A 13,537-nucleotide genomic window follows, 5' to 3' on the forward strand; every position below is an offset into this window, starting at 1 on the left:
TCCGACCACCGCTTTCAATTATGAATCCCAGCGGCGCCCATCACGTGAGGTGTTGTAGCTGGCACCGGTGTCGTTGCATTCCCACAGCTGTATCGCGCGTCGCCCGAGACGATTGTGAGCTTGGTCTTGACAGGCAACCTGCAGCCTCTGCTCTCGAGGCGAGACGACGGACACCGACAGTCGACAGCAACCGACACGCTCCGCTGCCACATGCACAGTCACTAAGGATGTGGACAGTCGAGTGCCCGCATCCATTTCAAACTCGTTCTCGCGCCTCGCCGATAACGATCATCATCAGTGGACGATGGGGTTGGGAAGACGGCGGCTAGTCACTTATTTGAGAGTTTCGGCGGTGAAGTATCCGCGTACGGCCGATTCGTCACCGTCGATCTCGACCAGTCCGGCGGCGGTCGCGTCGTCGAGGCTAAGTGCGTTGGCGGCGAGGCCGAGAGCGAAAGCGGGCTCGGTGCGAAGGACTGCAGCGAGTTCGCGGTCGTCACGGCGGCCGACGTCGAAGCCGTGGCTTGTCGCGTGAAGCTGGAGTAGGGGCCCGCCGACGTCGAGACCGATAGCGGCTCGCTCACCGATCGCGATGCGCGAACCGAGGAGTGCGGGGATGGCAAGCGTGAGCCACTCGACGCGGAAGGCGTCACCGCCGGGCCCGCGAAGCATGAGTGGGGTGGACCAGCAGATCAGGCTTGCGATCGGCTGCCGGAGCTCGGCGCCCCACGGGGTCAGAGCGTAGTGAACGACGCTGCCTTCGCCGGCTAGTTGCCGCTCGATGACGCCGGCGGCCTCGAGGTCGCGGAGCCGATCGGCGAGGAGGTTGGTGGCGATGCCAGGGAGTCCATCGATCAGATCCCGGTACCGGGCGGGGGCGAGGAGCAGCTGGCGGACGATGAGCAGATTCCATCGGTCGCCCACGACTTCAAGAGAGCGGGCGAGCCCGCAGTACTGGCCGTAGGTTCGCATTGCATCTCCTTGCGTTTGCTTGACGTTCTCAAGTGTAGATGAGATCGTCAAGCACATCATTTGATGAGGGGGCCCGACATGTTCGATGCCGCTCACGCCGTGCGACCGGGCTGGGTCGACGACGGCCTGTTTCCGTTCGAGAGTCACTTCGTTGGCATCGACGGCAACACCGTGCGCTACGTCGACGAGGGTGCAGGACCAACGCTGTTACTTCTGCACGGTAACCCGACCTGGTCATTTCTCTGGCGCGACGTAATCTGCGAGCTGCGCAATGACTTCCGTTGCGTGGCGCTCGATTACCCAGGGTTCGGATTGTCTACGCCAAGAGCTGGCTACCGGTTCCTGCCTGAAGAACACGCTGAGGTCGTCGCTGCGTTCGTCGACACCATCGGCCTGACCGGCGCCACCCTGGTGGGCAGGATTGGGGCGGCCCGATTGGTCTGGCCGCCGCCCACCGGCGGCCCGGTGCCTTCGAGAGGTTGGTGCTTGTCAACACTTGGGCCTGGCCGGTCAACGGAAGTCTGCACTTTGAGGCGTTCGGCCGCATCATGGGCGGGCTTCCGGCCCGCTTCCTGGTTCGGCGACTCAACCTCCTTGTCAATGCGTTCATTCCGACCGGCCACATGCGAAGAAAGCCGACCGAGGCCGAGATGACTCACTACCGTCGGGCGCTCGACACATCTGACCGCCGCCACGCATCGGCGGTACTTCCCGGGCGGGTTCTGGCCAGTCGAGCGTTCTTCGCCGAGATCGAGGCCAGCCTGCCCAGTCTCGCTGACTTGCCAACTCTGATCGTGTGGGGTGATGCCGACATCGCGTTCCGATCACAGGAGCGCAAGCGTCTGGAAGCAACCTTTCCCCACCACCACACTGCGATAGTCGAGGGCGCAGGCACCTACGTAGAGTCTGACGCACCGGCGGAATTCGTCGCCGCGGTCCGCAGCTGGGCATCAACGTCGGCGCCCGAGTGACGAGGGGCCGACAGTTAGTCGTCGGCCAATTTCGGCATCATCCCGACTCAGCACTGTTGCTCGACAGCTGAGGTACGTGAGTCCGCGGCTCAGCCCTTTTCAAGACCCGGCGGGTGTGGCGCTTCGCTCCCAAGCCATTGTCCGGTGGATATCCAATGTTCGTCTCCGAGGACGCGGCGGTGTCGGTCTCGCGATGAGCGGGGCCACTAGAATCAAGGCGTGACCGGAGCCGACGACTCGACACGTGACCACGACGGTCTCCCGGATGATCCCGGTCCGACCGACGACGATGCGACATCCGCCGCGGACGGCCCGGACGAACCCTCCGCAGCGAACGATAGGACCGGTGGGTCGACCCGTCGTCGGAGCGACCGGCTTCCCGTCCGACGCGACGATCCCGACCGTCCCGGACCCGGGCGCCGGATGGCCGACCTGCTGGCCCGCACCGACTCCAGCGCCGGGGTCGTCAAGGCGGCTCGCGCCGCACGAGATCTGATCCCGCACAACGAGAACCCGATCACCGGGCCGCGTGCATCCGACCGCGTGGCACGCCTCATCAGCGAATCCCGGACCGAGAAACCCAGTGCCATACGAGAGCTCGGCCTCGCATCGATCCAGGTGTGGCAGGCGTTGGTGACCACACGACGTCGTCGATCCGATCGCACCCCGGTCCCCGCCACCATCTTGTTCACCGATCTCGTCGGATTCTCGACGTGGGCCCTGCATGCCGGAGACGACCAGGTCCTTCAACTCCTGCGCGACGTCAACGGAGTCACCGAGAACATCGTGCGCAGCCGCGGCGGACGCATCGTCAAACATCTCGGCGACGGGACGATGGCCGTGTTCATCGACGGTGTCGAGGCGATCGAGGCCGGTCACGAGGTGATCGTCGCCGTGAGTGCCCTGACGATCGGGGACTACCGGCCACAGCTGCGAGCCGGTCTCCACACCGGCGAACCGCGGGCGGTCGGTGACGATTTCCTCGGTGTCGATGTGAACGTCGCCGCTCGGGTCGCGGCAGCCGCGGGAGCCGGTGAGCTGTTGGCCAGCGGAGCGACCCTCGAGGCCGCCGGCGCCGATCGGTACGCCACTCGTCGCCGGCGATTCCGCGCCAAGGGGGTACCGCGCGACATCGAGGTGTTCGCCGTCGTGCCCCGCTACTCCGACTGATCGATCCCCGACCTCATGAAGGTCCGACAGTCGAATCCTTAGATCGCGACCAACAAACCTTGCGTCAGAGAGCACCGAGAACCGTTCTCCCCCAGCCTCATTGAGGTGCCGATAACGATGGGTTATGTCATCACCCCGACGTAGGCGCCAGCACGATTCCTCAACGCCGACTTCAGCGCAACATCGAGCCGGCGGCGGCGCAGACCGCCGCGGGTCTAGTGAGCGTGCCGGTTCTGCGCGGCGTGTAGTTGACGGTGCGCGGCGGCGAGTTGGTGGCGCAATCGAGCGTTTTCGGCAGCGAGATCCGGGTTGTGACGGTGTCGGCTTTCTGTGGGGGGAGCGGCCGCGTCGGGTGCGGTGGGCCTCCCGGCTGTAGCGGCGGACGAGGCTCTGATACGGGCGAGGATGTCAGGTTGGGTGTAGATCCATGAGCGTGCGACGCCGGCGGCGCGGGCGAGTCCTGCGACAGTCGTGGGCGCAGGGTGAGCGTCGAAGGCTGCGAGGGCACGTCGGCGGGTGGCGGCGTGGCGGCGGCGCGCGGCCGCACGCAGATGGGCACTGTTATCGGCGTGCATCAACGGTGACCTCCACGGCGATCCCTGCGGCGGGGGTGGGCGGCTGACGGCGACCCGCCCGGTTGTCGAAGAAAATGACCAGTAGGCGCATTCCACCTCCCGATCGACGGATCGAACATGTGTGCGAACTGTAGGGGGTGGGGGTGACAACCGGGCGGGTCGAGGTGGGTCGGGTGCGGTCTGGGTTACCGGGCGGGTGATCGTGCCGCTTGGTCGATTCCGGTGGCGGCGCGTAGCTGTTCGGGGTCGTAGCCGTTGGCGGCGTTCATGTCGCAGCGGACCGTGCCGTAACCCTCGGGGAGGCCGTTGCCGTAGCCCTGGCCGTCGGTGTACTGGTAGGCGATCATCTGTGCGGCCAGGTCGCGGGTGCCGGCGGTAAACCGCGGCCGTGAGCCGTAGGAGGGGACGACGAACCCGATCGGGGGGCGGGTGGGCCAGATATGGGCGTCGTGTGGGTTGAGGTAGCCGATCACGCGCCGCGGACGACCGTGGATATGGGGGCCGCGCCAGTCGCTGATGCCCCAGACGAGCCGGTTGATCGAATCGCTGTTGTCGCCGGTGATCTGTCCGCCCCACGATTCGACGTCGACCATCGACACGACGTCGGGGCGGTTCTCGCCTTGCATCTGTCGATGGGTGGCCAGCACGTCGCGCCAGTTGCGCCGGTACACGCAGTAGACGACGAGTCCCCGCAACCGGCCTGAATCGAGCCACGACCTGGCGATATTCCAATTGTGGGCGAAATTGCGGTCACGATAGGTGCCGTCATTAGATCGAATCGATAACCATTTATAGGGATAACTGTCATCGATAGTTGGCTGCCATTCGGAAATATCGGCAAACAATGTGTCGGTCATTATCTTTACTCCATTTCTGATGATTCAGGGGGACTTGTCGGGACGGCAGGGGACGAGTCGTTCGGTGACGCTTCGCCGCCCTGATTTGACCGCGCTAGCCCGCAAACCCATTGGTATAAAGCCACTCTCAGGTGTACCGCAAGCTGCCGACAGATGCACTGTCGGAGGTTTTAAAAGTCCTGTGTGATCTGCGTTGTTGTGTGGAGGACTGGTGTCCACAACGCATTCTGTGGCACCGGCTGGCTAATTTCTGGCGTCAATTCATGGTGTGGCCTGGAGTGATGCGGAATTGTCGGTGTCGGATGCCAACCTGTCGTTAGCTCGTCACCTCGTCGAGCATCCGACGCCACTAAACGGCGATGGATTTTCATCACTCGCAGGGAGTATTCGTAATGCACGACAACACCACCCCCGAGGCCACGGCCGCGACAACCACCCTCGAGGACACCGCGCCGGCCGTGCCGGCCTTCGCAACCACTGCCGCGGTAGCGGCCGGCTGCCAGATCTACCCGCCCACGACGTTCCAGGTCTGCGGGGCGATCCGCGACAAGTACAACCAGATGGGAGGACCGACGAGCTTCCTGCTCCTGCCCAAGTCCAACGAGCTGACCAACCCGGGCAACACCGGCAAACGATCAGAGTTCATCGGCGGCAACATCTACTGGTAGGCCGCCACCGGCGCCCACCCGGTAGCGCACGAATTCCTGTTCAAATGGGGTGACCATGGCTATGAAACCGGCTTCCTGAAGTACCCGAAGACTGACGAGATCGTGCTGTCTGACGGCATCAGCCGCCGCCAGGAGTTCCAGGGCGGCCACATCTACTGGTCGCCGGCCACCGGAGCGCACTCGATCCAGGGCCTGATCTACGACAAGTGGAAGGCCCTCGGCGCCGAGACCGGTGTGCTGAAGTTCCCGGCCTCGGATGAGATCGTCGCCCCCGACGGCAAGGGCCGTTTCACCACCTTCCAGGGCGGGGCGATCTACTGGAGCCCGGCAACCGGTGCGCACCCGGTGTACGGGCCGCTGTACCTGTTCTGGGCTCACTTCGGCTACAAGGCGGGCAGCTTCGGATACCCCACCGGTGATCCGGTTTACACCGGTGACAACGTTTCGCAGCAGTTCCAACGCGGCACGTTGCGGCTCTGGGACGGATACCTCGAGGGCATTCGTCCGGTCGACGATTCAGAGGCAATCACCTATGCCATACCAACACCTATCCCGAGTACACCATCGAGTTCGATTTCAGCCGCTACGGGATCACTCCCGACCCGAACGGCACCAAGGCGGAGAACAACCGACTTGGTGCCCAGGCAATTGGCGCCTACTTTGTGAATGAAGGCCGCCCGATGGCAGCAACCTTGTGGCAGCGGTTCTACTCCAACATGGGGCTGTCGTACGGGATTCCGACCGAGCTGCTCGACCAGTGGAACGAAGCCGATCACACCGCCTACGTCGACGACGACGGCAAACCGCTGCCTGCCCCAGCGGCGGTTCGGGCAGCCAATCGAAATCGTGCGGTGGCCCGAGCGATCGAACAGGCCGACAAGCTCAACAAGCGGGTCAAGGTGGTCGTGTCAGACCCCTACCGGGTCGTGACCGGGGCCGGGTCGCAGAACAATGACCACGTCCAGTCGTTGGGCAGGTACTCCATGGCGGCGGCGACCGCGGTGATCGCGTCACCAGGGCCGGTGGGCAAGCACCCGATCCAGCTCGCGCAGCAAGCCCATATCCAAGATGGCTACGACTTCAAGCGGGACAACCCGGGAGCCGACCCGCAGGCTGACGCGGCCGCTGAAGTGGCCGTGGATGCATTCGAACTGGGTATCGCCAAGTGGTTCTTCATCTACGGAAGCGGCTCGCAGATCTTCTGGGAGGGGCTGCGCTGATGTAATGGAGCGCGCGGCGTGAGCGCCCCGCCCCCTCCGCGACGAGGGGGCGGGGCGCTCAGGTGCCCTGCACGATCACATACAGCTGCGAGACGCCGCTACCAGCAACGAGCACCAGCGCCTTTCCGCCTGGCGGGACAGCCTGGTCATTGGGCTCGTCTGCGGCCTGGCTAACCTGCATGCGTGTTGTCGGCGTGCACGACAAACCCAACTTGGTGAGCGCGTGCACCTGCACCACCAACGGACTACTGCAGTCGGTGTCACGGAAGGCCCCAAACGCCGGGTTGGCATCTGACATCGGCTGCGGCTCAGCGAAGACTGCTGCAGGTCCGTCGTAGCGCACGTAGTTGCTGGGCGACCCGGGAAAACCCGTCGGGTTGTTCACACCCGCAACGAACCTGAATCCCGGCGGAATGACCACACCTGACTCCGTCAACGTCGACCGCGCCGTGTCCTCGTCCAGAGCCTGAATCTCGAGTTGGGGTTGCGGATCATCGGCGCACCCCGACAACCCCGCGACAGCCACAGCAGCCGCGGCGGCGAGCACCGCAGGACTGCGCCACTGAGCAATCCCGGAACCCAAGCCTGTTGATGCGGTTACTCGTTGTCGTCGACGTCTCGGCATCGATCTACCGTAAGCCATGGGTGTGACGGGACGACCTGACTGCATTCACCGATTCTGACTGTAGGTGGCGGCCGCTTCGGAGCCGTACCGTTGAGGCATGAGTGGGGTATGTCAGGTTGCAGGGGGCGGGTCTTGCCGACTGCGCGACCGACACCACCTGCACCATGGACGGACTCGTCACGGAGACAGTCCTCTACGCCGCTTGGTGCTGGTGTGGTGTGCATCTGGCTGGTGATATGGCCCGTCGCCTTATGGTCGGTCGCGGCCGAACCCACAGGGAAGCTGCGGGGAGCGATCTGGGCGGTGGTGGTCACAGCGCTACCGTTCCTCGGCGCGATCGCCTTCTGGACGCGTAAGCGATGGATGCCACATGAGCCAGGGATTCCCGTTCCGTAAGAAATCAACCAGTTGAAAGAATCTCGTTCATTGTCCTCTCGGCGAGGAGACGCACCGCACCGCCAGGCCTTCAATTTCGGGGTTGTGCGGCCTGCGCAGGTCGAGACCGAGGTCGACTGGCGCCGCGCGGGGTCAGGCTCGAAATCAGCAGTGGTTCCAAGTCTTCGGTCACGGGCACCCGGATCGCGTGGGGAGGGCTGCAGTGGTAGGTCAGGAGCCGAGTCGCCGGACTGTCATCGGTGGCTCGGCTACGTCCCCGCGTACAGAACGAACAACTGGGTGTGCGACGGGGTGGGGTTCAGAACGACGGCATGAGTGCCAAGGTCCAGGGATTGGCCCCCGTGCAGTCGCTGGGTCCGAGTGATCCTCGCGCCACCGCCGGCGGGACAGGTCAACCCCAGCTCGACGAGCTCTTTGCTGGCTCCAGGTGCGGGGATGGACGCGCACGGCAGATCCTCGAACTCGATCAAGTCGCGACCGACGTCGGCGGCGCGCAACGTCCGGAACTGATCGGCAGGCCCGTCGTACCGGATGGCGAACGCCGAGGTGCCGACTGAATTTATCGGCCACACAAAGCCCTTGGAAAACGTGAAGCCGTCGGGCACGTGCACCCCTTTGCCTTCGACGCGAGCAGCAGCGTCGTCTGCGTCGACGCTCTTGCGATAAGGCGGCTCCTGAAACCCGCACGCGCAGGCCAGCATCCCGACGCACAACATCACCGCCAGGGCCACCACACACGAACGAAGTCGGCCGAAGCGGGTCATCTCTCTCCTGATAGAAGTACGCGCGACGAGTACCGAGACCGCTGCTGGGAACCATCCGATTCTATGCGTAGAGCAGGGGACAGCAGCGAGACCGCCGGACGTGTCAGGATCGGCGCATGGCGTACACCTACCGCGACTTCGGATGGCTCGCGATCGACTACCCCTGGACGACCAACGCATTCAGCATGGCTTACGTCAGTAACGCCGACCCTCGTGAGGTGATCGCGGCGCTGACCACTCGATCGCTGCCGAACACGAAAGGCCTCGAGGGTGTCAACGAAACCAGCTGGGAGCACTTCGAGGTCATCGGAGCCGCCCAGCTCGACACCTGGACGATCACCGTGGCGCCGACCAGCCTGGCCGCCGGCAGCGACACCGATATGGCTGAACTGTCTCGCGGCCGCGAAATCGTGTCGCTGTCCCGAGATGTCGAAGCGGTCAGCGTGTTCACGATCTGGCAAGACGGCACCCAGGTCACCAGCTTCGACCCGCTGCTGCGTTCGGCGTATACCCGCGACCCGAACGCCGGCGACTGGCCATCACTCATGCAGACCGCCGTCCTCGAGCCCGATCCCTACGAAGACGGCACCGGCGACGACGGGTTGCACCACATCATTGATGGGTCTCTGGCGATGGCCGCCAACCACACCGGTCTCGCGATCACCCCTGAATTCCTGCGCACCGCCGAATTCACCTGCGGCGAAGCTTAAGAACGCTGACGCGGGTGCCCCCGCAGGGAGCATGCTTATGTCAGTTTCGTGGGTGAACACCTGTCTCCCAATCATTTTGAAGCGCCGATAATGTTGGGTTATGACGTCGGAGCTGGTGAGCCGTTGTGCTCAACATCGAAGCCCACCGCCCGAACTCCGCCCGTCAGTCGTCGGGGAGTTTCACTCCCCCGCTCTATCCCCACACGCGACAGATAGACGCTGCCCAGCCGCCAGTCAAGCCCGGGGGCAAAACCAACCCTCATGTCGACATCCTAATTCGCTTCTCGCGCAACATCACTCAAGCACCGACAATCACTTTATGCCAGGTAGATGGGTGCGGGGCGCCGGGAACGAGTGCCGCCTACTCGTCCCGCCGCCGGGTGGCGAGGATGGCGATGAGGGTCTGGATGGTGGCGCGGTGCGGTTCGGGTAGGTCGTCGATGTCGGCAGCCAGACGCAGCAGCTGCGGCCAGGTGGCATTCGCGGCCTGCACCCGTTGTGCCATCGACTGATCTTGGTGTTGGTGGTGGAACTCTCGGGTGAAGAACGCGATGTCGACGCCGAAGCCGTCGGCGACCGCCACGATGATGCCGAAGCCGGGTTCGACTGCCCGTCCGCGGCGCAACGACGAGAGCATCGGTTCTCGCAACCGCCCCGCCCGAGTCTGATTGGCGCGACGACACACCTCACGCCCAGTCAACGGCACACCCGGCACCGCGCCCGGCGTGTGCTCGAACAACGCAGACACCAACTCCGCCCACGACAAATCGCCACCTGCGATATCATTGCCGGGCAGGCCATCCGGCGATTCGCCCACCATCACACCTCCTCCGCCATCCGGGGCGACCGCGCTATGCCGCCCCACGGACGGGAGCAACGTTGCGCCACGACCAGCAAACCCACAATGTTGCTTCTGTCACAACCGGCAGTTTCCGATAGTGAATGTCGGACTCGTGTGGTGAACTTCCCGTATTCACGATAGCGAAGGGTCGGTGTGTTGATGTTGATGATCGGGGATGGTCTGCGGGGCAGCGCGCGTCGACGTGTGGTCACGGGTGTTGCGGCGGCCGCAGTCGCGGTCGGTGCGGTTGCCGGGCCCGGTGCTGCGGCCGCGGCCACCTTTCCCGATCACCACATGTCGAAAACCACCGCCGACGGATGGCGGGTCACCGCCATCAAAGCCGACGAGAAAGTCCGCAGCGTCGCACCCCTCAACCAATCACCCTGGACCCGTGAAGGATTCCTGTCACTACGCGGCGAAGGACGCATCACCGGCGCCGGCCGTACCGCAGTCTCGGCCGGCACCATCACCGCCGGCTTCCAGATCGGCTGCAACACCGACGTCACCTCCGGGATAACCCTCGGCATCACCGCCGGCCCCACCGCACAGATGTCGATCTCCTGGCCACCAGCACTGATCGTCGGCGCCCAAGCCAACGGCAACATCTCCACCACCTTGAAACCCGGCACCATCGCCAACATCCCCTTCGGCACCAAAAAACTCGCCGGACCTTCTGCCGGACTCACCGTCGACGGCGTCCACGTCAAAGTCGACGGCTGCCTCGGCCCCGTCGCCGTACGCGCCTACGTCACCCTCGCCATCTCCACCCCCACCAACGACAACACCATCAACGTCTACGGAAAGCCCCACTACCTCTAAAACCCCAGCCCCGGTACGTCCAGGAGACCCACCGCCATGACCACACCCACCACCACCGGCGCCGAATCGCGCACACCGTCACCCCATTCCGCCGCCAGCCAGGCACCCGGCGCCGAGGACGATCGCAGTGGTTTTCCTGTTCTGAAAGCGGTCCTGTTCGTCGCCGGGTGCGCCCTGCTGGTCCTGGCCGCAGCCAACCTCACCCACCTCGCCCAATGGGCCGACCGGTGGGGACAGATCCCGGTGTTCCTCGGCTTCTTCCTCCTCATGTCCATCGCCGGACGCTGGTTCTGGACCGGCGCCGACGCCATCCTCGCCAAAGTCATCGGCAACCAATGACCCACACACGTAATCGACAACCCGGGACCCGCCGCCCTCGACGATCCCGCGCTCGCAGCGCCACAACACTCCTCGCCCTGACAGGCACACTCGCCGGCATTATCGCGCTCGCCACAGCCGCGCTCACCGGACCCTCCTCGCCCGCGCACGCCGACCCACTCTGCGACCAGATGCGCGCCCAATACGGGCCCAGCTGGCCCTGCATCAACGTCCCCACCTACACCCCACCACCCACCCAAAACACACCTGCCACCCCGACCACACCAGGTAACCCAGGCTCCACCGGCGGACCCGGCATCGCCGGCAACCCCGGACCAGGCCCCGGCCAAGGYAACGGCACACCCATCGTCCCGGTCCCCGGCCAACCCTCGGCCCAAGCACCCCGCGAACCACAAACCCCGCCCACAGCCAGGCCTACCCCGACGCCCTCGCCCGAACAAGGTCCCCCCACCGGCCGACCGGTTCCGCCGGCACCCCCAACCGGACCGCCGGCGACCGGCAGTACTGCACCCACCGACAGCGGACAGAACACCGCGACCATCGATCCCCCACCCGCCGACACCATCGCCGGCCTCGACAGCGCTACCGGCATCGACACCGCGACCGACAACGGTGCATCGATCCCACTGCCGATCTGGATCCTCGCCGGCGCCGCCGCCCTGGCCGCATCCCATCCACGAACACGCTCACTGCTCTCACGCGGAGGATCAACCCGCGCCACAGTCGGCTCCTCGCGACTGGTGCTGATCCATGACGAGACCAGCCCCACCAGCTATCGGTTCGCCATGACCGTGCCCCCGGGCGGGCACACCGAAGTCAACGCCGACGGCACAGCAACGGTCTACGACCGCGACGGCAACCCAATCCAGCAGGTCGCCCGCCCCTGGGCCTTCGACGCCACCGGCCAACCTCAAAAGACCTGGTACACCGTCGACGACAACGGCGACCTCATCCAGCATGTTGAACCCGCCGCCGACGCCCGCTACCCCATCCTCGCCGACCCCCCTGGGGACAGCACCCCTGCGAGCAGCCCCGTCTACCTCAAACCCCGACCCGGTGACCCCGGATTCGTTGGGCCGGTCACCCCCGAACAACAACAACAAGCCCGCGCGAAACAAGCGCAGGAAACACCACCAGCCAACGACGGCCTATCTGACCTGCTCACCGCCGGCATCACCGACCAGCCACCGGCAACCGAGACCGAAACCAGCCCCACCCAAGGCGCCGAACCAGCCCCCGGCCAACAACTGGGCTACGGCGACTGGGTCGCCAACAACTACCTCGGTCAAGACGTCGGCCAAGACGCGCCGGCGGTGGAGTACAACACGCCGCCGCCCGGGCAGACTACGGCTGCGCCGCCGGCTGAGGCCGGTCCGGCGGCGCAGTGGAATGACGACGGCACGGGCTGGGTTCGTGGCCACGACGGTCAAGAGAAGCCGGCCCACCGGTCGGTCGACGCTGCCGGTAACCCCGTTGTGGAGTTCACCGATCCGGCCACCGGAAACAAGACAATCCTCACCGTCGGGGAGTACGGCGGGCAGGTCGCCGAGGTGTTCGACCAGGACGGCACCAAACTTCTGCGTGAGGAACGCTACAGCGGCGGCACACTCGCTGACGGGTCATCGGCAGGCACGACGATCCGATACTTCGACTACCAGAACGGTGAACAGCTGTTCCTCAACACCACCGACGGCGGCGATCTCTACAACAGTGCCTTGTCGGATGGCAATGTCAACGTTCTCCTCACCCCCGACGGTTCGGTCAACGCGACACTGATCAATCCTGACGCCGACTACGACTGGGAGCAGATCGCCCAAGCAGTACCCCGCGAGTTCGCCGACAGCGGCGACGGGCAGCCAGTCACGCTGACCAAAGGCGACGAACAACTCACCCTCCAGCCCGACGGCAGCAGCGTCCTGGCCAACCTCGACACCGATCGGGCATGGCATTTCCGGCCAGGAGAGACCGAGCCCTACGAGATCACCCACGCTGACGGATCGGCTCTTAGTCCCGTCGATGCGGGTTACGACCTCGCCAAGGGAGCCTGGGACGGCACACGATCCTTGGTCGGATTGGGCCCGCACGGCACAGTTGACACCTGGAAAGGTCTCGGCGAAAACCTGGGCACCGTGATCATGTATCTGCCCAACTCCATGTCAGATGCCATGTACGGTGCGACGACCGCAGGCAGGCCCAACGGGGGGTACCAGCGCCCCGACCGCGAGAACGCGCTCTTCCAAGCTCTGACCGGAGTCAACCCCGAGTACCTGCGCACCAGCCCCGCCTATGCCGTGGGCATGCTCGGCGCCATCGCCGCAGTCTCAGTCATACCCGGCGGCGGACAGGCCGCTGCCCGGGCCGGACAATCGCTGGCCGGAGCCCTCGGCCGCGGCGCGACCCGCGCCCCGATCACCGACGCGATAGCTCCAGCACTGCGCGACCACGGCTACACCCCTGACCAATTCCAGCAACTGCTCACCCGGCCGCTACAACCACTGACCCCCGACGAGATCGCAACCCTGCCCAAGGGAACACCTGTCCCGCAGCCACTCAACGGATTCGAACGCGCCGTCATCGACTCCGCCCGCTCAGCCATCCCACCCCTCACTC

General features: G+C 65.0%; 12 protein-coding genes and 2 pseudogenes. 9 read left to right on the forward strand and 5 right to left on the reverse strand.

What is annotated here, in order from left to right; translation table 11 throughout:
- Nucleotides 1–333: 333 nt before the first annotated feature.
- A complete protein-coding gene (locus tag CA982_RS18565; RefSeq protein ID WP_086536736.1) occupies nucleotides 334–972 on the reverse strand; it encodes a winged helix-turn-helix transcriptional regulator in 639 nt (212 codons plus the stop codon).
- A gap of 78 nt (nucleotides 973–1,050) precedes the next feature.
- Between CA982_RS18565 and CA982_RS26935 the strand changes: the two are divergent.
- A pseudogene (locus tag CA982_RS26935) lies at nucleotides 1,051–1,943 on the forward strand (alpha/beta fold hydrolase).
- Between the two features lie 219 nt (nucleotides 1,944–2,162).
- Nucleotides 2,163–3,113 carry an adenylate/guanylate cyclase domain-containing protein gene (locus tag CA982_RS18575; protein ID WP_086536737.1) on the forward strand — a complete coding sequence of 317 codons (951 nt, stop codon included), beginning with the start codon at nucleotides 2,163–2,165 and terminating at the stop codon, nucleotides 3,111–3,113.
- Nucleotides 3,114–3,873: 760 nt separating this feature from the next.
- On the opposite strand, the gene CA982_RS18580 is transcribed toward CA982_RS18575, so the two are convergent.
- Nucleotides 3,874–4,545: a hypothetical protein gene (locus CA982_RS18580; RefSeq protein ID WP_086536738.1), complete on the reverse strand. Its 672-nt coding sequence runs from the start codon at nucleotides 4,543–4,545 to the stop codon at nucleotides 3,874–3,876.
- A 392-nt stretch (nucleotides 4,546–4,937) separates the two neighbouring features.
- Here CA982_RS18580 and CA982_RS18585 point away from each other — a divergent pair, with 392 nt between their 5' ends.
- The 3 genes from CA982_RS18585 to CA982_RS18595 all read left to right on the forward strand — a co-directional run bounded on the left by CA982_RS18585 (nucleotide 4,938) and on the right by CA982_RS18595 (nucleotide 6,433).
- Nucleotides 4,938–5,213 carry an LGFP repeat-containing protein gene (locus tag CA982_RS18585; protein ID WP_086536739.1) on the forward strand — a complete coding sequence of 92 codons (276 nt, stop codon included), beginning with the start codon at nucleotides 4,938–4,940 and terminating at the stop codon, nucleotides 5,211–5,213.
- Nucleotides 5,214–5,288: 75 nt separating this feature from the next.
- Nucleotides 5,289–5,879, forward strand: a complete 591-nt coding sequence (locus tag CA982_RS18590; protein WP_279627978.1) for an LGFP repeat-containing protein — start codon at nucleotides 5,289–5,291, stop codon at nucleotides 5,877–5,879.
- A 14-nt stretch (nucleotides 5,880–5,893) separates the two neighbouring features.
- Nucleotides 5,894–6,433, forward strand: a complete 540-nt coding sequence (locus CA982_RS18595) for a hypothetical protein (protein ID WP_086536741.1) — start codon at nucleotides 5,894–5,896, stop codon at nucleotides 6,431–6,433.
- 58 nt (nucleotides 6,434–6,491) lie between these two features.
- On the opposite strand, the gene CA982_RS18600 is transcribed toward CA982_RS18595, so the two are convergent.
- Both CA982_RS18600 and CA982_RS18605 read right to left on the reverse strand, forming a co-directional pair.
- Nucleotides 6,492–6,980 (reverse strand): hypothetical protein, encoded by a 489-nt coding sequence (locus CA982_RS18600; RefSeq protein WP_144066055.1) that lies wholly within the window; start codon nucleotides 6,978–6,980, stop codon nucleotides 6,492–6,494.
- Nucleotides 6,981–7,702: 722 nt separating this feature from the next.
- Nucleotides 7,703–8,218: a hypothetical protein gene (locus tag CA982_RS18605; RefSeq protein WP_144066056.1), complete on the reverse strand. Its 516-nt coding sequence runs from the start codon at nucleotides 8,216–8,218 to the stop codon at nucleotides 7,703–7,705.
- Between the two features lie 116 nt (nucleotides 8,219–8,334).
- On the opposite strand from CA982_RS18605, the gene CA982_RS18610 reads away from it, so the two are divergent.
- The gene (locus CA982_RS18610) at nucleotides 8,335–8,928 is read left to right on the forward strand and encodes a DUF6461 domain-containing protein (RefSeq protein WP_086536744.1); all 594 of its coding nucleotides are present in this window, start codon (nucleotides 8,335–8,337) and stop codon (nucleotides 8,926–8,928) included.
- A gap of 361 nt (nucleotides 8,929–9,289) precedes the next feature.
- Here the strand turns inward: CA982_RS18610 and CA982_RS18615 are convergent, their stop codons facing one another.
- Nucleotides 9,290–9,676, reverse strand: a complete 387-nt coding sequence (locus tag CA982_RS18615) for a hypothetical protein (protein ID WP_244176362.1) — start codon at nucleotides 9,674–9,676, stop codon at nucleotides 9,290–9,292.
- 252 nt (nucleotides 9,677–9,928) lie between these two features.
- On the opposite strand from CA982_RS18615, the gene CA982_RS18620 reads away from it, so the two are divergent.
- The 3 genes and pseudogenes from CA982_RS18620 to CA982_RS18630 form a co-directional block, all read left to right on the forward strand.
- Nucleotides 9,929–10,588, forward strand: a complete 660-nt coding sequence (locus CA982_RS18620) for an MspA family porin (RefSeq protein WP_244176364.1) — start codon at nucleotides 9,929–9,931, stop codon at nucleotides 10,586–10,588.
- 36 nt (nucleotides 10,589–10,624) lie between these two features.
- Nucleotides 10,625–10,927, forward strand: a complete 303-nt coding sequence (locus CA982_RS18625) for a hypothetical protein (protein ID WP_086536745.1) — start codon at nucleotides 10,625–10,627, stop codon at nucleotides 10,925–10,927.
- A gap of 785 nt (nucleotides 10,928–11,712) precedes the next feature.
- A pseudogene (locus tag CA982_RS18630) lies at nucleotides 11,713–13,537 on the forward strand (hypothetical protein); the annotation flags it as partial.

Source organism: Gordonia lacunae (genome assembly GCF_002149015.1).
GTDB classification, from domain to species: domain Bacteria; phylum Actinomycetota; class Actinomycetes; order Mycobacteriales; family Mycobacteriaceae; genus Gordonia; species Gordonia lacunae.

What these genes read in the sequence shown, in the direction of transcription:
- CA982_RS18605 (WP_144066056.1), bottom strand. Translation starts at nt 8,218, where the DNA reads ATGACCCGCTTCGGCCGACTTCGTTCGTGTGTGGTGGCCCTGGCGGTG.
- CA982_RS18595 (WP_086536741.1), top strand. Translation starts at nt 5,894, where the DNA reads ATGGCAGCAACCTTGTGGCAGCGGTTCTACTCCAACATGGGGCTGTCG.
- CA982_RS18580 (WP_086536738.1), bottom strand. Translation starts at nt 4,545, where the DNA reads ATGACCGACACATTGTTTGCCGATATTTCCGAATGGCAGCCAACTATC.
- CA982_RS18625 (WP_086536745.1), top strand. Translation starts at nt 10,625, where the DNA reads ATGACCACACCCACCACCACCGGCGCCGAATCGCGCACACCGTCACCC.
- CA982_RS18620 (WP_244176364.1), top strand. Translation starts at nt 9,929, where the DNA reads ATGTTGATGATCGGGGATGGTCTGCGGGGCAGCGCGCGTCGACGTGTG.
- CA982_RS18610 (WP_086536744.1), top strand. Translation starts at nt 8,335, where the DNA reads ATGGCGTACACCTACCGCGACTTCGGATGGCTCGCGATCGACTACCCC.
- CA982_RS18565 (WP_086536736.1), bottom strand. Translation starts at nt 972, where the DNA reads ATGCGAACCTACGGCCAGTACTGCGGGCTCGCCCGCTCTCTTGAAGTC.
- CA982_RS18585 (WP_086536739.1), top strand. Translation starts at nt 4,938, where the DNA reads ATGCACGACAACACCACCCCCGAGGCCACGGCCGCGACAACCACCCTC.